The sequence below is a fragment of the Actinoallomurus iriomotensis genome, assembly GCF_030269445.1.
GTDB classification, from domain to species: domain Bacteria; phylum Actinomycetota; class Actinomycetes; order Streptosporangiales; family Streptosporangiaceae; genus Actinoallomurus; species Actinoallomurus iriomotensis.
On sequence record NZ_BSTJ01000002.1, the window covers coordinates 351,159 to 370,581 of the forward strand.

Genomic DNA, 19,423 nt, shown 5'->3' on the forward strand with positions numbered 1-19,423 from the left:
GCACCAGTCTGCCGTCACCAGGTGTCGAGCGGGGTCCGGCGTTCGCGGCGCGGTGCCGCGTGCAGCGCCATGGCGATCCAGCGGCGGGTCTCGGCCGGGTCGATCACGTCGTCGATCTCATAGACCGTCGCGGCGGACAGGGCCCTGCCCCGCTCGTACGCGCGGGCGACGAGGTCGTCGAACAGGGCGTCGGGGTCCTCGGCGGCGGCCAGTTCCCGGCGGTACCCCAGGCGCACGGCGCCCTCCAGGCCCATGCCGCCGAGTTCGCCGGTCGGCCAGGCCACGGTCGCGACCGGCACCTTGAGGCTGCCGCCGGCCATGGCCTGCGCGCCGAGCCCGTACGCCTTGCGCAGGATGACCATGACGAGAGGGACGCCGAGGTTCGCGCCGGTGACGAACATGCGGGCGAAGTGCCGTACGGTCGCGGTCTTCTCGGCGTCCGGGCCGACCATGAACCCCGGCGTGTCGCACAGCGACACCAGCGGCAGGCCGAACGCGTCGCACAGCTTCATGAACCGGGATGCCTTGTCCGCGCCGTCGGCGTCGATCGCGCCGCCGAGATGGGCGGGGCTGTTGGCGATCACGCCGACCGGCACGCCCTCGATCCGGGCGAGGGCGGTGACGATCCCGGGCCCGTACGCCGCCCTCAGCTCCAGCACCGAGCCGGCGTCGGCGAGCGTCTCGATCACCGTACGGACCTCGTAGACGCGCTTGCGGTCCAGCGGGACGAGGTCGCGCAGCGCCTCCTGCCCGGTGACCTCCCAGGCGTCGGCCGGTCCCTGGAAGTAGCCGAGGTAGCGCCGGGCGACGCGGACGGCCTCGGCCTCGTCGGCGACCGGGACGTCCACGACACCGTTCGGCACCTGGACCGCCATCGGGCCGATCTCCTCCGGCGCGAACACGCCCAGGCCACCGCCCTCGATCATGGCCGGTCCGCCCATGCCGATGTTGGCGTCCTCGGTGGCGATCACGACGTCGCAGCAGCCGAGCAGCGCGGCGTTGCCGGCGAAGCACCGTCCCGAGGCGATGCCGACCAGCGGCACCTGGCCGCTGAGCCGCGCGAACAGGTGGAACGCCATGGTGTCCAGACCCGAGATGGACGCGGTGTCGGTGTCGCCGGGCCGCCCGCCGCCGCCCTCGGCGAACAGGACGACGGGCAGCCGCCGGCGCTCGGCGAGCTCCAGCATCCGGTCCTTCTTGTAGTGGTTCATCGCGCCCTGCGTGCCCGCCAGGACCGTGTAGTCGTAGGCGAGCACGACCGCGGGCCGGCCGTTCACGTCCCCGACCCCCGCGACCAGGCCGTCCGCGGGGGTCTTGTCGATCAGCTCGTCCAGGGGCCGGCGCGCCCGCTGCGCGGCGACGGCCAGCGCGCCGTACTCGGTGAACGTCTCGCACAGGTCCGCGACGTTCTCCCGTGCCGTACGGTGCCCGGTGGCGCGCCGGCGCCGTACGGCGTCCGGGCGCGCGGCGTCCAGGCCGATCTCGTGGCGGCGGCGTACCTCCGCCAGGTCGGGCCGCTCCCCCGCCGCGGCGTCGGCCGGGGCGTCCTCCGCCTCGACCTCTCCCTCCTCGATGGCGACCAGCGTGTCGTTCTCGCCGACGAGCGCGCCGGCGACGGCCGCGACGTCGCGTACGACACCGGGGACCGGCGCGACCACGACGTACTCCATCTTCATCGACTCGAGCACGACCAGCGGGGCGCCGGCGGGAACGGATTGGCCGGGGGTCACGTCGATACTGACGACAATGCCCTGCAGGGGCGCCGTGACGGGGGTCGTGTCCATGCGCTGCAACCTCTCTCCGTTGTCAGGGACACGTACTACCATCAACACGACACACCCCCCGCTGCCTCTCATGCCCGTGATCGACGAAGAAGGGACCGCATGATCGACGAGGTCCCCGGCTACCGCATCCTCGAACGGGCGGGGGAAGGCGGCTTCAGCGTCGTCTACCGCGCCCACCAGGAGCGACTCGACCGCATCGTCGCGCTGAAGGTGCTGTCCGTCGACGCGGTCGACGACGACACGATGCGCCGGTTCGAACGCGAGTGCCAGATCACCGGGCGTCTCACCGGTCACCCGAACGTCGTCACCGTCCTCGACACCGGCATGACGAGCTCCGGTAAGCCGTACATCTCGATGGACTACTTCGAGCACGGCTCGCTGCGCGACCGGCTGAGGAACGAGGGCCCGCTGCCGCTGCCGGACGTCCTGCGCATCGGCGTGAAGATCGCCGGAGCGCTCGCCGCCACGCACGAGGCCGAGGTGCTGCACCGCGACGTCAAGCCGCAGAACATCCTCGTCTCCCGCTACGGCGAGCCGGCGCTGGCCGACTTCGGCGTCGCGCGGCTGGTCGACTCCTCCGAGGCCACGCACACCAACGCGTTCACGCCGCACCACGCCGCGCCGGAGGTGGTCAACGGGCAGCCGCCGGGCGTGACCTCCGACATCTACGCGCTGGCCTCGTCGATGTACCAGCTGCTGGCGGGCCGGCCGGCCTTCCGCGCCGGTTCGGGCTCGGGCATCGGCCCGCTGATGATGCGCATCCTCAACGAGCCGCCGCCGCCGATCGACCGCGCGGACGTGCCACCGCAGGTCTTCGAGGTCATCGCCAAGGCCATGGCCAAGTCGCCCAGCGACCGCTACCCCAGCGCGGTCGCGTTCGCCACACGGCTGCAGCACCTGCAGATGGAGCTGCGGCTGCCGGTGACCGAGCTGGCGAGCAGCGGCGCCGTCTCCGGGCCGGCCGCGTCCCCGTCGGAGGTCGACCACTCCGGCTTCACCGGCCCCGGGTTCGACCTGCTGGTGCGCTCGTTCGAGCCGCACGTGCCGGCCGCCCACCCCAATGCCGCGCCGCAGCGGCCGCCGGGCTCCGACACCGGACCGTCCGGGCCGCCGCCGAAGCCCCCGACGACGCCGCCGGCGCCGTCCCACCCGCAGGCTCAGCCTCAGGCACAACCGCAGGCGCAGCCGATGACGCAGACGTGGGCGCCTCAGCCGCGGCCCGCGCCGGGGCCGGCGCAGACGACCTCTCCCCCGACGCACACGCCGACGCCCCGCATGCTCCAGCAGACCGGCGGCACGTCCCCGTCCGGCGGCCTGAAGGGCCGCGCCGGCCTCATCGCCGGTGTGCTGGCGGTGGTGGTCGTGGGGACGGGCGCCGGCATCACCGGTGTGCTGGTGTTCGGCGGCGACAAGAAGCCGCCGACGCCGACGCCGAACCCGACCACGGCGGCTCCGACGACGCCGTCGACTCCGAACACGAGCCCCGCGGTCCCGACGGCCGTCATCCGCGCCGCGACGCCCCGCTCCGTCCACGCGGTCGGCAAGGGCCAGCTCGTCAGCCTGCGCTGGAGGCTGGCGAAGAACAACGACTACCCGATCTTCGTGCAGCAGGCCGACCAGGCGGGCTCGGAGCCCCCGCAGGCCCTCCCGCCTCGCACGCTCAGCACCACCATCAGCGGCCTCGACCCCACCAAGGGCTACTGCTTCGTCGTGGGCGCGATGGTCGCCATGGGGCAGGGCGACCGCCAGCCCGCCACGGTCGCCTGGTCGAAACCGGCCTGCGTCCGCGGCGCGCACGCGGGGTAGGGCCCGGCCTGCCCGGCCATTGGTGTTCCCGAGCCCCGGCCCGTTCGAGACGAGACCACCCGGGCCGTCGAGGCGGCCGGCCGCCGGTCCGTCACGAACCGAACCTGACGGCCGCGCGGCCTACGCCGTGCCGGACGGGGCCCTGCTCAGGTCCACGACGCAGAAGGCGTTGCCGTCCGGGTCCGCGAGGACGACGAAGTCGGGGTTCGGCGGGTACAGGTCCCAGGCGATCCGGTCGGCTCCAAGCTCGATCAGGCGTTCGACCTCGGTTTCCTGCTCGGCGGTCGTGTCCACCAGCAGGTCCAGATGGATCCGCGGACGCGCCTGGGCGGGTGACTCGCTGCGCATCAGCCCGAGGACCCGGCCTGACCCGTCCGCGTGTTCCAGTGTTCTCCAGGTCTCGCTCTCCCACTCCGAAGTGGGCACCAGGTCCAGCGCGGACGTCCAGAAGGCCACTGCGCGGGGAAGGTCGGTCACACCGATCACCGGGAATCCGAGTCTGAGCATGATCCCGACTTTAGGACACGCCGCTCAGCGCGCTCGCAGCCTGCGCGGGTGCAGGCGGCGGCCGGCGCGGCGTAGCGGGCTCGCCGCGCGGGCGACGAGACGGCCGATCTGGTCCGTGTGCCGCCAGGCGGCCTCCGCCGCGGCCGGGTCCGGTGGCCGCTCCGCGTACTCCGCGCGGTTGACCAGGTCCGCGAGCGGGCGCAGGTGGGACTCGGTGCCGGCGACGGTACGCCCGCCGAAGCCGGCCACCTCGTGCGCGGTCAACGAGGTCGCCCGCGGGAGCCCGACGGCGTTCAGCGTCTCGACGGTCTGCTCCCACGCTCCGGCGATCCGCTCGGCGGGCGTGGCCGCCGAGCGCCTGCGGCGACGCCGCAGCATCGGCAGGACGAGCACGGCCACCAGGTAGACGATCGGGATGAGCGGAGCCGCGGCCGAGGCGTACATCCACCAGGGCGTCGCCTTGTGCGGCGTCTTCTTGGTGGCGGGCGGCGGGGTCGGCTGCTTGGGCTGCGTGGAGCCGCCGTTGCCCTTGTTCTTGGCCGCGGCGTTCTTCTGCGCCTGCTCCAGCTTCTGCTGGGTGTCCCCCGCCGGCACCGAGCCGGACTTCTGCGAGCGGCCCTGCTGTTCGGGCGTCGGGTAGAACGGCACCCAGCCCAGCCCGGTGAAGTCGACCTCCGGCCAGACCAGCACGTCGCCGGAGCGCACCTGGAACTCACCGTCGCCGCCGACGCCCGGACGGAAGCCGACGACCACGCGCGTGGGCAGGCCGAGCGAGCGGGCCAGGACGGCGTACGCGGTGGCGAACTGCTCCGACGTGCCGCGCTTGGACCGGGTGAGGAAGTACTGGAGCTGCGCGTAGGTGTGGCCGGGCAGGCCGGACACGTCGTACTTGTCCGTCGCGCGCAGGTAGTCGGCGAGCTTGGCCGCCCGCAGGAAACCCGTGCTCTGCCCGGCGGTGATCTGCTCGGCGAGCTTGTGGAAGGCCGGCACCTGGGCGTTCGCGGCGGTCGTGCCGGGCGACTCGGGCAGAGACGTCGCGGCCAGCGCCTCGGGATCGCGGGCCGGCTCGGCGTCGGCGAGCTCGTCCGCGTCGTAGTCGCGGGCCGCCGATCGCACCGCGTACGTCTGGCCCGTGCGCAGCGGCTGGACGGTGGTGAGCACACCGCTGCCGGGGTCGACCGTGACGCCCAGGCCGGTGATGGTCGTGGGCCGGTCGGCGGCCGGCACCCACACGCCGGGCAGATTCTGGATGGTGAAGCGCTGGTCGACGCGGGTGCTGGACCGGTGCCTGGTCACGTGCTCCGGCGCGGGGATCCGGTTGCCGGCCGCGACGAAGTTCCCGCCGGAGGTCCAGGTCACGCCGTCGAACCGGTCGAGCACGGCGAGCCGCCAGTTCTCCGGCGCGGTGGTGTGCACGGTGAACATCTGCTGGTCCGGCGTCTGTAGCCAGGCCGAGACCCGGTCGAGCGGGCTGACGCTGTCGCGCTGTTCCGGCGGCGGCGCCTCCACGGACTGGCGCGGGTCGTACGGCGTGCCGGCGACGGGCAGAAGGGGCCCGGCGAACACCGCGACCAGGCCGAGCGCGACCGCCGCGGCGACACCGACGGGCGCGCGCCCGGCCCGGCCGTCGCCCCGGACGACGACGAGCACGGCGGCGAGGCCGACCAGCGCGGCCGCGACCGGCAGGTTCGAGCCGGGACCGCCGACGCCGAGCAGGAGCGCGACCCCGAAGACGGTCACGGACGGCAGCGCCGGGAGCGCCTTCGTCCTCGACCGCAGCACCGTCTCGGCCCCGGTGGCCGCCGCGAACCAGGTCAGCGCCTGCGGCAGCACGAGCAGCTCCGGGCGGCCCGGAGCGGGCATGAGCGTGGTGAGGATGGCCTTCCAGGAGTCGCGCAGGGACCCGCCGATCACCCCGAAGTCGCCGTGGAACAGGACGAGGCCGGTGACGAGCGTCCAGCCGCCCACCGTCAGCAGGATCGCGATCCAGAGCGGCCAACTGCGGCGCCGGGGCCAGGAGACCAGCGCCGACAGGAGCACGGGGACGACGGCCGCGACCGCGACGACCGGTCCGATGTCGCGGAGGGCGAAGACCCGCTGGAAGCCGAGTCCGGCGGCCGCCGCCAGCGCCGCCGTGACGACGAGCGCGAGGCCCAGGCGCACGGCGGAGACCGGCCGGGGAGCCGGAGCACGCCGTACGGGCGGGGTCTTCGCGGCCGGCCGCTCCGGCCCGTTCCCGGCGGAGCCGTGGGCGGTACCAGGGCCCGGGCCGTACGGTCCGGGGTCCGGCGGCGCCTCGCCTTTGGACCGGTCGTCGGCCGGAGGAGCGGCCGCCGGTTCCGGTGCCGGCGGGGGGCCGGGGGCCTGAGGCGGCGGCGCGTCGTCCGGAGTGGTCATCGAACGGCTCCCGCCCACGCCGCGCGCAGCTCGTCGAGGTTCGCCATCTCGATCAGCGCGATGCCCGGCAGCCCGGGGCCGGGGGCCTCCGGGCGGATCCGCACGCACACGACCCGGTCGAACCGGCGTCGCAGCGTGCCCGCCCGCGAGATCTCCCCCCGCGCGCCGGTGAGGACCACGAGCGACCCGCCCGCGCGTACCCGGCGGGCGACGTCGAGCGCCTCGTGCGGCACGTCGTGCGCCTTGAGCACGGCCAGGCGGTCGAGGATCAGCTCGATGTCGTGCGGCCCGCCGCGGGTCTCCACGAGAGGCCCGTCGCCGGTCAGGATGCGTACCGGGAAGTTCGCCGCGGAGGCGCCGGCCGCGACCGAGGCGGCGGCGTCGACGGCCAGCTCGAAGTCGTCCGGGTCGGGGTAGGCGTTCTCGTTCGTGTCGATCACGATGGTCGTCTGCGGCAGGCTCGCGTCCACGAGCTGGCGGACCATGAGGGTGCCGGTGCGCGCGCTGGACCGCCAGTGGATGTACCGCAGGTCGTCGCCCACGACGTACTCGCGCAGCGCGTGGAAGGTGACCGTGCCGGCCGGGGCGGTGTCGGTCGTCGGGCCCTCCAGGTGATGGTTGCGGCCCGAGGGCATCAGCGGGAGCCCGACGGTCCGCGGGCGTACGAGGAGGTTCTGGACGTCGCCGTACTCCCGTACGCGCCGTGCCAGGCCGAACGGGTCGGCGCGCACGAGACGCAGCGGACCGACCGGGATCTCCCCGCGCCGGTCCGTGGGCAGCGCGTACCTCACCGTCTCGGGGCGGTTCGGCCGCAGGCCGGGCAGCTCGACGTCGATGGCGTCCGCGCCGCACGCGTCGTGGGCGCGCATCCCGGCGCGGCGGAGCCGCCCAGTGTTGGTGACGTGCAGCACGCCGCCGGCCGCCTCGCCGCGCGCGACCCGGTCCGGCGTGATCTCCCGCCGGACGGTGAGCCGCGGCCGCGGCAGCGTCCACAGCACGGCCGTGACGACGGCCACCAGGCCACCGGTGGCCAGCACGACCGGCTCTGCGTACCCGAGCCACGCCCCGGCGGCGTACAGCAGCACCGAGAGCACGGCGATCCCCCAGCCGAGCCGTGTCAGCACGGTCAGACCCCGGCCGCCTGCGGCACGGGAACCCGGCCGAGCACCTCGGCGACCAGCTCGGCGGCCGTACGGCCGCGCAGCTCCGCCTCCGGCGTGAGCATGAGCCGGTGCGCGATCACGTGCGGCGCGAGGGCCTTGATGTCCTCCGGGACGACGTACGAACGGCCGGCCGCGGCGGCGCGAACGCGGACCGCGCGCAGCAGCGCCAGGCTGGCACGCGGGCTCGCGCCGAGCCGGATGTCGGGGTGCTGGCGCGTGGCGGCGACGATGTGCACGAGGTAGTCGTACAGCGGCGGCGCGACGTGGATCCGGCTCGCGAAGTCGATCATGTTCTTGACGTCGTCGCGCCCGGCGACCTTGGGCAGGTGGTCGACGGCTGGCCCGGACGGCATGCCGGTCAGGACGGCGACCTCCGACGTGTGGTCGGGGTAGCCCATGGAGATCTTCATCAGGAACCGGTCGAGCTGCGCCTCCGGCAGCGGGTACGTGCCGTCCATGTCGACCGGGTTCTGCGTCGCGATCACCATGAACGGCCGCGGCACCGGCTGCGGCCGCCCGTCCACCGACACCCGACGCTCCTCCATGACCTCCAGCAGCGCCGACTGGGTCTTCGGCGAACCGCGGTTGATCTCGTCGGCGACGACGATGTTGGCGAAGATCGGCCCGGGATGGAACTCGAACTTGCTGGTGGCCTGGTTGAAGATCGAGACACCGGTCACGTCGGAGGGCAGCAGGTCGGGCGTGAACTGGATGCGCGTCCACTGCGCGTCCACGCTCGCCGCGATCGCACGGGCGAGCGTGGTCTTGCCCACGCCCGGCACGTCCTCCAGGAGCAGATGCCCCTCGCTGAGCAGGCACAGCATCGCCAGCTCGACGTTCTCCCGCTTACCGCGGATCACCCGCTCGATGTTGCCGGCGAGCGCGCCGAACAACTGGGCGAACCGTCCGACCAAGGCCTCCGCGTCAGGCGCCCCGTACGCCTCCGCCGTCATCAGTCAGCACACTCCCACAGCGGCAGGCCGTTGTAGTTCTGCCAGTCGGGTTGCTTCGGCGTCGCCACGAGGTAGCCGATGATGTAGCCCTCTTTGCCCTGGTAGTGGATGTAATCCCACAGGTTGCCGGCGTAGTACGGATCACCGTTGCTGTGCGCGAAGTGTCCGCCGATCTTCTGGCAGTCGACGAGGAGGTTCTGTCCGTTGTAGTCCGTGATGTACACGTTGGTGTCGTCGTTGCTCGGCGTCTGGTGAAGCCAGCTCTTGTCACCCGGGTTGCCCGCGTGCTGGCCCACATAGTTCACCGACGGGCCCTTGAGGGTGACGGTCTTGCTGTCCGACTTCGTGCCCGCCGGGTTGGAGGCGGTGACCTTGACCGTGTACGTGCCGTTCTTCCAGATGTCGCCGAAGGTCACCGAGGTGCCGGTGAGGTTCGGGTTGGAGCCGGTCTTCGGGCCGGTCACGTTCACCGCGTAGGTGACCTTCTTGTTGTCGGCGTTCGGCGGCGCCTGCCAGTCGATCTTCGCGCCCTGGGCCGTGCCCGTACCCGTGATGTTGCTCGGCGCGTCCGGCTCGGTGCACGACAGGGTGGGCGTCGTGTACTCGGAGTCGACCTCCGAGTCGTGGTCGCGGTTGTGGTACAGCGCGGCCACGGCGAACTGGTACTCCTGGCCGCAGGTGCCGCCGTTGACCGTGAACGTGTAGTCGGGACCGTTCGCGCCGATCTTGTCCGGCGTGGCGGTCAGCCCGTCCGACGTGAGCAGCTTGTACCCGGTCGCGTCGCCTCCGCCGCCCGGCTGGAAGTCGACCTTGATCGTGCCGTCCGGCTGCGGGGTCGCCCGCAGGTTGGTCGGCGCGTTCGGCGGCGTCACCTTGGGCGGGTCGGGCTTGTGCGTCGGCGGGGTCACGGGCGGCTTGGTGGGCAGCCGCGGGTGACTCGGGGCGGTCGGGCCGCCGCCGCCGGGCTTCGGCCGGCCGCTGGCGCCGCCGGCCGGCACGCCCACTCGGGGCACGGGGCTCTTCTGGCTGCCCGGCACGTCCGGCGTGTACTTCTGGATCGGCTTGTGCCCGCCCGCGCCGTCGACCACGACGCCCTTGGCGCTGTCCGGGCCGTTCACCCAGAGCAGGCCGTCCTTGACGAAGGCGTCGAGCGGGCCGGCCTGCCCGGTGACCGGCACCTGCGGGGCCATCCGGTTGGTCGCCGAGTCGTACACGATGAGGTCGCCCGAGCTCTGGTCCGGGATGTAGACCTTCTGGCCGAGGGCCTGCGGCGCGGCGAGCTTGTGCTTGGGCGGCAGCTTCAGCGCGACGCTGCTGATCGAGCCACTGCCCGTGTTCAGCACGACGAGGGAGTTGCCGGCGAGCAGCGGGACGAGCTGGCCGTCGGTGCTCGCGGGCGCCAGCACCGAGCCCTTGCCCACCTGGGCGACGGTCGAGGGCAGGCGCACCTTGATCTGGGTGCCGTTCTTGCCGATGATCACGGCCTGCGCGGACGTGAAGTCGGTGATCACCGGAGCGCCCGCGGCGATCGTGAGCGACAGGTCGTCACCCGCCCGGCCGATGCCGATCGGCTGCGCGGCCTGCCCGCTGCGTACGGGCGCGGCCTGGCCGTTGGTGGGCACCGGGACCCACAGCACCGAGGTCGCGTCGATGCCGGCCGAGCCGAGCGGGCCGGTGAGGCCGAGCGGCGAGCCCATCGTCGCGAGAGTCATCGGGTCGAGCCGCTGAACGCTGCCCTTCTGCTGGTCCAGCGCGTACGCCTGGCCCGATCCGGACACCACCTGCATACCGGCGGCGCCGCGGAACGTGGCGCCCTGCACGACGTTGAGATGCGCCGGGTCGACGCGGCTGACCACGCCGGTCACCTCGTCGACGATGAGGACGACGCCGCCCTGCTGGATCACCTTCATCGGGTGACCGGTCGAGCCGGACAGCGTGACCTTGCCGTCCACCTTGCCGGACAGCCCGTTGACGTGGACGAGCTCGCCCCGGTGGACGGAGGTCAGCCAGCCGCCGACGTCCGACAGGTGGTACTTCGCACTGGCCATTCCGACGCCGAACACGACGGCGGCGGCGCACAGCACGCCCACGACTCCGATCGCGATATGCCCGGTCAGCCGATCACGACGGAAGAACCTGCGCTCCCCGCTCACCGTTTCCTACCTCCCGCGCGTCGCACCCCGGCCCATCGGTGATGCAAGGGTCACCTTAATGTGTCCAAGCCGGTCAAATGTCGGTAGTGCCCAATTGGTGACACACTTCTCTGACCAGCGACGGTGAGTGACCGAAATGGACGTCGCTTTCCGTGGAAGAGGACGTCCTGTAGGCCCCTGCTTCGAGCGCTTGGACGTACGAACAGGCGAGCCGGTTCCTCCGCTTCTCCGCCGGCTCCGTTCTCAGATGACGCAGCCGAAAACGTCGGCGAGGCCGGTGCGCCCGCTCTCGGTGAGGAGGAGGGAGCGGCGGGACCGGCCCCGCTCGAACCAGCCGTGCTCGATCATGCCGGCCGTCACCGCGCCGCCGAGAGCGCCGTTGAGGTGTGGACGGCGCTCGGTCCAGTCGAGACAGTGCCCGGCGAACCTCCGCCGCGACGCGCGGACCGCGGCCACGTCGACGCCGATGGCGCCGAGACTCTTCTCCCCCTTGTCACTCACCTCGTACGCGCTGCGCTCGGGCTCGTCGGCGACGGCGTCCAGCGCCGGTTCGAGCAGCCCACGGGTGATCATCGCGTCGAACAGCGCGACCCCGGCCCGGCCGGCGAGGTGGTCGTAACAGGTACGCGCCTCTCCCAGCGCCACCGCCTGCCTCGACTGCCGCAGGCTGCGCACCTGCACCCGCGGGCTGATCAGGCTCAGCGTCTCGATCACCGAGGCGACCTCGGCGCCCTTGAGCCGGTAGTAGCGGTGCCGCCCCTGCTTGACGACGCTCACGAGCCCACCGTCGAGGAGCTTGCCGAGATGCGAGCTCGCCGTGGCCGGACTGACTCCGGCCGTACGGGCCAGCTCACCGGCGGACAGCGGCCTCCCGTCGAGCAGCACCGTGAGCATCGCCGCCCGCGCACGATCGGCGAGCAGCGCCGCCACCGGCGCGATATCGGAGCCGTAGGGTTCGGGCATAGGACGACGTTACGCCCAGGATGCTTAGACGCCCGTCGAAAGAACGCCACGCCGGTGGGCCCGAAGGCGTAACCGAGTTGGGGGTAGGGCTGAGAATCCGCTAGTGTTTGGCGTGTCGCCAGGGGGGACAGCCTCCCAGGAGACACCACGCGGACGTGGCTCAGTTGGTAGAGCATCACCTTGCCAAGGTGAGGGTCGCGGGTTCGAATCCCGTCGTCCGCTCGGAGAGGTCTTGCCAAAGGCCTCACTCGGTGGAGTGGCCGAGAGGCGAGGCAACGGCCTGCAAAGCCGTGTACACGGGTTCAAATCCCGTCTCCACCTCTGAAGCACTCGGCTTCATGAGGGCGATTAGCTCAGTGGGAGAGCGCTACCTTGACACGGTAGAGGTCACTGGTTCAATCCCAGTATCGCCCACCAGGTAATGCCTGGTCAGCAGCCCGGACACCGGATACGGTGGCCGGGCTTTCGCTCGTTCGACCGTCATTTGACCGTGGCCGGTGTCACGACGCCACCGTTCGGCCGGCGCCGGCCCGGGGCCGTGCGAAGGCCGCCAGGGCGGTGTCGTCGGCGTCGGGCAGGGTGTGCAGGTAACGTTCGGTGGCCCGCAGGCCGGCGTGCCCAAGTCGTTCCCTGACGATCTGCAGGTCCGCTCCCCCAGCCAGTACCCAGGACGCGTGCGCGTGCCGCGGATCCCGCACCCGCACACGGCGTCCGACGTTGGCGGCTTCGATCGTCGGGTCCCATGCCTGCTTGCGGAACCAATCGCGCGGGCTATGCCCATCGGTGTCCGGCAGGCGTCGGGACCGTGGATGGTCCATACCGGCCGCGCGACGCATCGCCCGGTAGCGAACGTACGCACCTCGGCAATGCCGACATCGACATCGGCCCATCGAGTATCCGCTCAACGTGCCATGCCGATACCGGCGCCCCGCCGCATTCGGAGCCGTAACACCGAGATCCCCAGGAGAGGACGGGACCCGTGAGAGTGATCTCCGGGGCTCAGTAGGCGCAGCTCGACCAGCTCACCCCAGCGCAACCCGCCACCGATCACGACCTCGGCCCGCCGCGCCGAGATTCAGATCACGGTCGTCGACGTGCCTGCCAAGCCGGCCCGCCGAGTGGGAATCATCCGCGCGATGGTCTGATCCCTCGGCCGCCGGGCGGTGCGCCTCGCACGATCAGGGTCGGGACGGCCTATCGGGAGGAGGGGCCGGCCAGGTTCCGGGTGAGGAACTCCAGGATCGCCGGCAGGAGTTTCTTCAGGTCGGAGGTCTGGTGCAGGCCGTGTGGCTGGATGTAGGTGGTGACGGCGGTGGGCGGCCGGAGCGTCTTGGTCAGCGCCTCGATCCGCACCACGTCCGCGTGGATCTTCGGGTCGCCGCCTGCGAGGAGGAACAGCCGGAGGTCGGGCCTGGTCCGCTGGAGGATCAGGTCCGGGCGGTTGGCCTGCCGGTCGCGCGGGGACCAGCTCAGGGTCGTGTCGGGCGTGAAATAGCCGCCCCACGACACTGCCGCCGTGTACGTGCCAGAGCGCTCGGCGGCCATCTTCACGGCGCAGAAGGCCCCGGACGACGCGCCGACCGTGCCCCAGCCGTTCCGGCTCGTCAGGGTGTGGAAGGACGCGCGCACCAGAGCGGGCACGTCGTCGGCCAGCCAGGTGCCGATCCGGACGTGTCCGGGGATGTCACTGCACTCGGTGTCCTCGCGCGTGGACGGCTGCATGATCGGCATCACCATGATGAACGGGTGGGCCCGGCCCTGCCGGGCCAGAAGCATGTCTTCCTCCTGGATCGGCTCGACCTTCGGGTCGGTCCAGTAGTTGTAGCCGGCGCCGCTGCCGCCCGGGTACAGCATGAGCACCGGGAAGCGCGTCCTGGCGTACGCGGGATCGCGGTACTGCGGCGGCAGCCACACCCAGACCTTGCCGGTCATCCCGGACTTGGCGCCCTTCAGCGACGTGACGAGAATCGGGCCGGCCGAGGTCCGGCGGGCGATCCGGAACCGCGCCGCCTGCGTCGGTACCGAGGCTTGGCTCGTCGTCGGCGCGGGAGCGGGCGGCTGCGCCGGATGCGCGCCGTCGCCGGTGCACCCGACGAGCAGGAGGCCGGCGGCCAGCGGCCCCGCCACGCGCAGCACCGTCGCGATCACGACGGCCGATACCAGGGCGGAAGGTAGACCGACCAGTGCCGGCCGAGCCCGGACAGCGGATGCCGGACCCAGTCCGCCGCGTAGGCGGGCGGCCGGGCGCCGCGCACCAGGACTCCGGTCGGCACGCGGTGTGCGTCCGCGACGATCCGTTCTGGCGTCGTCGACTGGAGAATCCCGCCCGGCTGGTCCGTCCGGCAGCCCAGGTAGAACGCCACCGGCACGGAGCGCGAGCCGCTTAGCAGGCAGGGTGCCCGCAGGCCGAGCCGGCGCAGGCCCGCGGCGCCGTTCGCGTAGATCCTGCGCTGCGCGGCGTTCTGCCGCGCGGTCCGGAGTAGCTCGACCTGCTGGCTACCGACCTGGGCGACGAGCGCAACGCCGACCAGGCCGGCCACGGCCCAGCGGAACCTCGGCAGGCGTGACGGCAGGTCCGCCAGGCAATCCGCGACGGGCAGCGCCAGCAGCGCGTACGCGGGAAGCAGGAATCGCGGTGCGGAGTACCCGACCAGCAGCAGGTAGGGCACTCCTGCGGACACGCCGCACACGGCGGCCATCACCGTCGGCTCCGCCCGGCGGGCGCGCACGGCCAGGACCACACCTCCCGCCGCGAGCAGCGGGACGGCGAGCCACCACAGGATGATCGGGGTGTGCGGGACGCTCGTGCCGCACGGACGGCACTCAAGCGGCCCATTGATCGCGTGCAGCTCGAACAAGATCGCCCGCGGATGCCAGCCGAGACCACCCTCGATCGCGCTCGACCGCCGCAGCCGTTCGAGCGGCCCGCCGTACCGCTGGAACGACTCGACGGTCCACTGCGCGAGGCCGAGCACCGGCGCCGCCACCACGGCGAGCAGGAGCCCCGGCCGCCGCCACCGGCGCACGAAAAGCGCGGCCACCGGCAGCGGCAGCCAGATCCAGAAGGCGTCGCCCGGCCGCATCAGCGCCGCGACCGCTCCGGAGACCACCAGCCCGGTGTGAGCGGCCCGCCCGCCCGAGCGCGCGCATCGGACGAACCAGCCGGTCATGGCGAGGCCGGCCACCGCGACCCAGAAGTTCGGGATGACCTCGGAGCCGTAGAACCCGGTGACCCAGAGGCCTCCGAACAGCAGCGCCGCCAGCGTGACGATCGACCGCCGCGAGGTCAGCGCGAGCCATGGCCAGTACGCGAGGAAGAGTGCCGCGCCGCCGAGCACGGTCAGGTAGGCGCGGAGAAGGTTCAGTGACCCGGTCAGTTGGACCGCGGGGACGATGAGGTAGGTGATGCCGCGCGCCCGCGGCGCGCTGAACGCGGCCGCCGGGAATCGCGGGCTCACCTGGCTGATGTACAGCGCCTCGTCCCAGCCCACCCCGCCGTGCCGGGTCACCACGGCGAGGTGGGCCGCGGTCAGCAGCGCTGCCACCCCCGCGAGCGGCAGCGCCGGCCACCGAAGCGGATCGGCCAGGGACGCGACCGGCGGCCGCGTCGTCTCTTGCGTCGTGGCCTCTCGCATCAGTGTCCGTGCGCCAGTTCCGTCGTCAGCCACTGAAAGCACTTGGGCAGCATGGCGGCCCAGACTCCGGTGTTGTGCCCGCCGCGGGGCACCACGTACGTGTAGACGAGCGTCGGCGGCCTGGCCACCTTCACCATGGTGCCGACCGAGCCGACGGTGCCGGGGTCCTGCTTGCTCGCCGCGAGGAGCAGGTCGACGTGGGGATGCCGCTGCCGGATCAGCGCCGGTACGTTCTCACCGGGCAGCCTCGCGAGAGCGGAGGTGAACGGGCTGAAGTACCCGGCGATGCTGACCCCGGCGCGGAACAGCTTCGGGTACTGGACCGGCAGTTTCGCGGCGCAGAACCCGCCCGTGGAGTACCCCATCGTGCCCCAGGAGTCCGTGCCGGGCAGTGTGCGGAAGTTCGACGTGATGATCCGCCGTACGTCCTCGGTCAGCCAGGTGGCGACCTTCGGGCCGTGCGGGACGTTGACGCACTCGGTGTCGTGGCCCGGCTGCACGGTGATCGTCGGCGCCACCAGGATGTACGGCTGCGCGGCCCCGGTGTTCATGGCCTTCTGCAGCTTCTTGGGCCCCTGCATGGCGTGGAACCACGTTTCCGGGGTGCCCGGGTAACCGGTGAACAGCTCGACCACCGGGAATCGCCGCCGCGGCTGGGTGCGGTACTGCGGCGGCAGCCACACCCAGATCTTGCTGCGGATCCGCGATCCCGTCCCGACGACCGTCGCCTCCAGCGTGTGGTCCGGACCCGGGCGGAAGTCGTTGCGCGGTGGGCCGCCCGCCATCGGCGGGCCGCCGTAGTTCGGCTGCTCGATCGGCGTATTCGTGCCGTTCTGCCCGCCGATCAGGTCACTCCACGAGGCGAAGAACTGGTACTTGTCGTTGACCACCACGCCCACCGCGAGCACGGCCGCGACCTGGCTGGCCACGACCAGCGACACGCGTGCCGGCAGCGCGAACAGACCGTGTACGCGCACCCACAGCAGGACGCACGCCGCCGGGCATCCCACGGCGAGCATGAGCATCAACGCAAGGAGCGGCCAGCCCAGCAGACCCACCGCACCCCCCTGACTCCGATACGGCCGCCGCGGGCTCGCAAGACGGCTAGACCCGGTCTACCGTGTCCAGACCGGCGAATAGAAGGGCGTTTGCCGTCCGTTGACGCACCGATATCCCCGTCGTAAAGGATCTTTACCGAGCGTGATGGTTGGCTCTCGGCGGGTACCTCATCCGGAGCTCCGACCCGGTGGAGGCTCAGCCGGCCGTTCAGGTCCGGGGCCGATGCTCGCCGCTCCACCTCGCCCGTGACCTCGCCGAGCGCAGCACCGAGGGGCCGCCGATCGTGGTCGCCGGTAACGACGTGACCGCCGGGGTGCCCGCGAACCTGGTCGAGCGCATCCTCGTGCCTCTGCTGAACAATGCCCGCCGCTACGCGCGGAACCAGATCACCGTGGAGTGCACCGCCGACGTGGAGATCATCATCACCGACGACGGTCCCGGAGACATCGCCATCGACGCGGCCGGACGATTCGTCATCTCCCTGCCCCGCGGCTGATAACGGGACCGCTGACACACTGGGCACCGCGGCGGGCGACCTGCTCTCGAAGAAGCTGAGCCTCGGCTACCTGGCCGCCACGCTCATCTTCGGCGCGGCGATCGCGCTCGTGGCCTTCTCCCACTTCGGTCTCAACGTGAACGCGGTCCTGACCTTCTGGATCGCCTACATCCTGACCCGTCCCTTCGGCGCCTCCAGCGGGGACCACCTCTCCCAGGCACGCAGTGACGGTGGCCTCGGCCCGACGAACCGAGCGCGACGTTACCTGGCGACTGCTCGCTTACTCCGCGGCTCCAGTAAGCCGGTCGCTTGCCGCCGTCTTTCCAGCCTCTTACCCGGCTCTCCCTACGTTGGCCCCACCAATAGGGAGGAGCCGGAGAATGCACAGGTCATCATGGCATCACCACGACGTGGCGCGATGATCGAACAGGAGGTCGTACACGACGGAGCCTCACCTGCGGCCCGCGAAACGAGCCCGGAGCACGATCGGCGGTCCCGAGCCGTGTGGTGGTGCCTGTGGACCTGGACGGCGATATGGACCGGCCTGCGCCTGCCGGGCGGCGGCGGCTCGTGGCACTATTTCGCCCAGGGCAGCCGGCTGTTGTTCGGCGACGATCCGGGCCAGGGCCTCCACCTGTACGCCGCCCATCCCGACCTGCAGATCGGGCCGATCGCCTTCCTGGTCGCAACACCGCTGCGGCTACTCGGAGCCACACCTGGCCGTCTGCTGGCGCTCACCGCGATGAGCCTCACCGGGCCGCTCGTCCTGTACGCACTGTGGCGCCTGGCCCCGGCGGGTACGCGGCAACCATCACGGCTGCTCACCACCGGACTGCTCTTCCTTCCGGTCTGGGCCGAACTGGTCACCCACGCCGGCCACCTGGACGACGTCCTGGCGCTGCTCTTCGCCGTCGCGGCCCTGCACGCGGTCAGATCCGGCCATCCGGTCGCCGCCGGCCTGCTGGTCGCGGCCTCCGCCGACGCCAAGCCGTGGGCCGCGGCCTTCGCTCCTCTCGTGCTCGCGGTCGCGCGCCCCGATCGATGGCGTGCGGCGGCCGCGTGCGCGGCCGGCGTGGCGGTGGCCTGGCTGCCGTTCCTGCTCTACGACGGGCACACGCTGACCGCGGCGAGCTTCGCCATCCCGACGGCGACGTCGTCGGGCCTGCGCGCGCTCGGCTTCACCTACCCGCGCACCCCCTCATGGGACCGGCCGGCCCAGCTGGCACTCGGCTGCCTGCTCGGTACGCTCGCGGTGATCCGAGGCCGATGGCCCGCGGTCATCGTGCTCGCCACGGCCGCGCGGATCCTGCTCGACCCGGAGGTGTACTCCTACTACACGGCCGGAATCCTGCTCGGCGCCGTAGCGTACGACCTGGTGGCCTCCGATCGGCGATGGCCCTGGCTGACGACCGGCGGTCTGCTGATGCTGCACGTCGCACGTCTCGTGGCACACGTCGCACCGATCTCACTGCATGTTCTCGGGTTGCTGCGGGTCGGATATGTTCTCGTCGTGGTTGCGGTCACGCTGCTTCCCGGCAGCCGCCGTCCGATGAGCGGACATGATGCGGGCGCCGCTCACGCCTGCGGCTAGATCAGGTAGATAGGCGTGGCGGTCAGCGGCCCGGCAGGCGGAACGGTACGGCGCTGCCCACCGGCTACGCCGTTCCGGCGGCTCACCGGCGGCGGTGCGAGCCTCGCTCGACGTCCTTCCGGCTGACGGCGAGATGGCCCACGAACACGACGATCACGACGGCCAGGGCGAGGCTCACCGGTCCCGTGCCCAGGCCGAGGCCGCCGCGCGCTCGCGACACTCCCGCCCAGTCCGCGAACGAGGCGCCCAGCGGACGGGTGATCACGTACGCGAGCCAGAAGGAGAGGACGGGGTTCAGGCCGAGCCGGTAGGCCACGGCGGGGACGGCGATCAGCGCGGCGAACATCAGGCCGGAGGTGAAATAGCCCAGGTGCAGCGTTACCGCGGTCATGTCACCGGTGGCGGTGCCGAGGGCGAAGGTCGCGATGACCGTGGCCCAGTAGAAGAACTCTCTCCGCCAGGTGTGGATGCTGTGGATGGACAGCGTTCTCTCGGCGCAGTACCAGACCACGAAGATTACGGCCAGAACGACGATGAAGACAGCGGTCGAGGCGAAGTACGGAACGCCCAGTCCGACGTGGAGCACGTCGGCCGCCATCGTTCCGAAGACGCTCACCGCGACGATGCCGCTCCAGTAGATCCACGCAATATACCGTCGCACATAGAATTGCACTGAAAGAGAAATCGCCAGAACGGCTCCCGCGCAGCCGACGGCGATGATCGGATTGATTCGATGGGCGAGGAAGTCCGAGGTGGTCTCACCCATCCCGGTGGTCAGAACCTTTACGATCCAGAAGTAGATCGCGACTTCCGGCACCTTGCTCAGCGCACGCCGCGAATGAGCAAGACTTCCATTCCGGCCGAGTTGCGTTGTTGTCACGAAAAGGAATGATTGCACATTCTTAGACGGCCCAAG

15 protein-coding genes, 3 tRNA genes and 1 pseudogene are annotated in these 19,423 nt (G+C 71.7%); 7 read left to right on the plus strand and 12 right to left on the minus strand.

Features of this window, described 5'->3' with window-relative positions:
- Nucleotides 1-14: 14 nt before the first annotated feature.
- Nucleotides 15-1,784, minus strand: a complete 1,770-nt coding sequence (locus tag QSK37_RS10425) for a carboxyl transferase domain-containing protein (protein ID WP_285619359.1) — start codon at nucleotides 1,782-1,784, stop codon at nucleotides 15-17.
- Between the two features lie 99 nt (nucleotides 1,785-1,883).
- Here QSK37_RS10425 and QSK37_RS10430 point away from each other — a divergent pair, with 99 nt between their 5' ends.
- Nucleotides 1,884-3,590 (plus strand): serine/threonine-protein kinase, encoded by a 1,707-nt coding sequence (locus tag QSK37_RS10430; protein WP_285619362.1) that lies wholly within the window; start codon nucleotides 1,884-1,886, stop codon nucleotides 3,588-3,590.
- Nucleotides 3,591-3,710: 120 nt separating this feature from the next.
- Here the strand turns inward: QSK37_RS10430 and QSK37_RS10435 are convergent, their stop codons facing one another.
- The 6 genes from QSK37_RS10435 to QSK37_RS10460 form a co-directional block, all read right to left on the minus strand.
- Nucleotides 3,711-4,097, minus strand: a complete 387-nt coding sequence (locus QSK37_RS10435) for a VOC family protein (protein WP_285619363.1) — start codon at nucleotides 4,095-4,097, stop codon at nucleotides 3,711-3,713.
- A gap of 24 nt (nucleotides 4,098-4,121) precedes the next feature.
- The gene (locus QSK37_RS10440) at nucleotides 4,122-6,494 is read right to left on the minus strand and encodes a transglutaminase TgpA family protein (RefSeq protein ID WP_285619365.1); all 2,373 of its coding nucleotides are present in this window, start codon (nucleotides 6,492-6,494) and stop codon (nucleotides 4,122-4,124) included.
- Nucleotides 6,491-7,618, minus strand: a complete 1,128-nt coding sequence (locus QSK37_RS10445) for a DUF58 domain-containing protein (RefSeq protein WP_285619367.1) — start codon at nucleotides 7,616-7,618, stop codon at nucleotides 6,491-6,493. The genes QSK37_RS10440 and QSK37_RS10445 overlap by 4 nt, the downstream gene beginning before the upstream one ends.
- Nucleotides 7,619-7,620: 2 nt before the next feature.
- On the minus strand, nucleotides 7,621-8,610 hold the full coding sequence (locus QSK37_RS10450; protein ID WP_285581023.1) for an AAA family ATPase: 990 nt from the start codon (nucleotides 8,608-8,610) through the stop codon (nucleotides 7,621-7,623).
- Nucleotides 8,610-10,763, minus strand: coding sequence for a fibronectin type III domain-containing protein (locus QSK37_RS10455; RefSeq protein WP_285619369.1), 2,154 nt, complete (start codon nucleotides 10,761-10,763; stop codon nucleotides 8,610-8,612). The genes QSK37_RS10450 and QSK37_RS10455 overlap by 1 nt, the downstream gene beginning before the upstream one ends.
- 243 nt (nucleotides 10,764-11,006) lie before the next feature.
- Complete coding sequence (locus QSK37_RS10460; RefSeq protein WP_285619371.1) at nucleotides 11,007-11,726, minus strand: ArsR/SmtB family transcription factor; 720 nt, start codon at nucleotides 11,724-11,726, stop codon at nucleotides 11,007-11,009.
- A 149-nt stretch (nucleotides 11,727-11,875) separates the two neighbouring features.
- Here QSK37_RS10460 and QSK37_RS10465 point away from each other — a divergent pair.
- From QSK37_RS10465 to QSK37_RS10475, 3 genes are all read left to right on the plus strand, one after another.
- A tRNA-Gly gene (locus tag QSK37_RS10465) sits at nucleotides 11,876-11,948 on the plus strand.
- Nucleotides 11,949-11,976: 28 nt separating this feature from the next.
- Nucleotides 11,977-12,047 (plus strand) — tRNA-Cys (locus tag QSK37_RS10470).
- Between the two features lie 21 nt (nucleotides 12,048-12,068).
- Nucleotides 12,069-12,143, plus strand: a tRNA-Val gene (locus QSK37_RS10475).
- Nucleotides 12,144-12,226: 83 nt separating this feature from the next.
- Here the strand turns inward: QSK37_RS10475 and QSK37_RS51675 are convergent.
- From QSK37_RS51675 to QSK37_RS10495, 4 genes are all read right to left on the minus strand, one after another.
- A complete protein-coding gene (locus tag QSK37_RS51675) occupies nucleotides 12,227-12,424 on the minus strand; it encodes a hypothetical protein (RefSeq protein ID WP_432705552.1) in 198 nt (65 codons plus the stop codon).
- A 496-nt stretch (nucleotides 12,425-12,920) separates the two neighbouring features.
- Complete coding sequence (locus QSK37_RS10485) at nucleotides 12,921-13,874, minus strand: alpha/beta hydrolase (RefSeq protein WP_285619373.1); 954 nt, start codon at nucleotides 13,872-13,874, stop codon at nucleotides 12,921-12,923.
- Nucleotides 13,871-15,361: a hypothetical protein gene (locus tag QSK37_RS10490; RefSeq protein ID WP_285619375.1), complete on the minus strand. Its 1,491-nt coding sequence runs from the start codon at nucleotides 15,359-15,361 to the stop codon at nucleotides 13,871-13,873. Before QSK37_RS10490 ends, QSK37_RS10485 begins: the two co-directional genes overlap by 4 nt.
- On the minus strand, nucleotides 15,361-16,419 hold the full coding sequence (locus QSK37_RS10495) for an alpha/beta hydrolase (protein WP_285619377.1): 1,059 nt from the start codon (nucleotides 16,417-16,419) through the stop codon (nucleotides 15,361-15,363). Before QSK37_RS10495 ends, QSK37_RS10490 begins: the two co-directional genes overlap by 1 nt.
- A gap of 188 nt (nucleotides 16,420-16,607) precedes the next feature.
- On the opposite strand from QSK37_RS10495, the gene QSK37_RS10500 reads away from it, so the two are divergent.
- From QSK37_RS10500 to QSK37_RS10505, 3 genes and pseudogenes are all read left to right on the plus strand, one after another.
- Complete coding sequence (locus QSK37_RS10500) at nucleotides 16,608-16,916, plus strand: hypothetical protein (RefSeq protein ID WP_285619378.1); 309 nt, start codon at nucleotides 16,608-16,610, stop codon at nucleotides 16,914-16,916.
- A gap of 19 nt (nucleotides 16,917-16,935) precedes the next feature.
- Nucleotides 16,936-17,022: pseudogene (locus QSK37_RS51680) on the plus strand (hypothetical protein); the annotation flags it as partial.
- 312 nt (nucleotides 17,023-17,334) lie between these two features.
- Nucleotides 17,335-18,507 carry a hypothetical protein gene (locus tag QSK37_RS10505; protein ID WP_285619380.1) on the plus strand — a complete coding sequence of 391 codons (1,173 nt, stop codon included), beginning with the start codon at nucleotides 17,335-17,337 and terminating at the stop codon, nucleotides 18,505-18,507.
- Nucleotides 18,508-18,589: 82 nt separating this feature from the next.
- Here the strand turns inward: QSK37_RS10505 and QSK37_RS10510 are convergent, their stop codons facing one another.
- Entirely contained in the window at nucleotides 18,590-19,324 is a 735-nt protein-coding gene (locus QSK37_RS10510; protein WP_285619382.1) for a COG4705 family protein, read from the minus strand.
- Nucleotides 19,325-19,423: the final 99 nt, after the last annotated feature.

Excerpts from the sequence above, each read along its gene's own strand:
- QSK37_RS10425 (WP_285619359.1), bottom strand. The coding sequence starts at position 1,784 with ATGGACACGACCCCCGTCACGGCGCCCCTGCAGGGCATTGTCGTCAGT.
- QSK37_RS10430 (WP_285619362.1), top strand. The coding sequence starts at position 1,884 with ATGATCGACGAGGTCCCCGGCTACCGCATCCTCGAACGGGCGGGGGAA.
- QSK37_RS10435 (WP_285619363.1), bottom strand. The coding sequence starts at position 4,097 with ATGCTCAGACTCGGATTCCCGGTGATCGGTGTGACCGACCTTCCCCGC.
- QSK37_RS10440 (WP_285619365.1), bottom strand. The coding sequence starts at position 6,494 with ATGACCACTCCGGACGACGCGCCGCCGCCTCAGGCCCCCGGCCCCCCG.
- QSK37_RS10450 (WP_285581023.1), bottom strand. The coding sequence starts at position 8,610 with ATGACGGCGGAGGCGTACGGGGCGCCTGACGCGGAGGCCTTGGTCGGA.
- QSK37_RS10460 (WP_285619371.1), bottom strand. The coding sequence starts at position 11,726 with ATGCCCGAACCCTACGGCTCCGATATCGCGCCGGTGGCGGCGCTGCTC.
- QSK37_RS10490 (WP_285619375.1), bottom strand. The coding sequence starts at position 15,361 with ATGCGAGAGGCCACGACGCAAGAGACGACGCGGCCGCCGGTCGCGTCC.
- QSK37_RS10505 (WP_285619380.1), top strand. The coding sequence starts at position 17,335 with ATGATCGAACAGGAGGTCGTACACGACGGAGCCTCACCTGCGGCCCGC.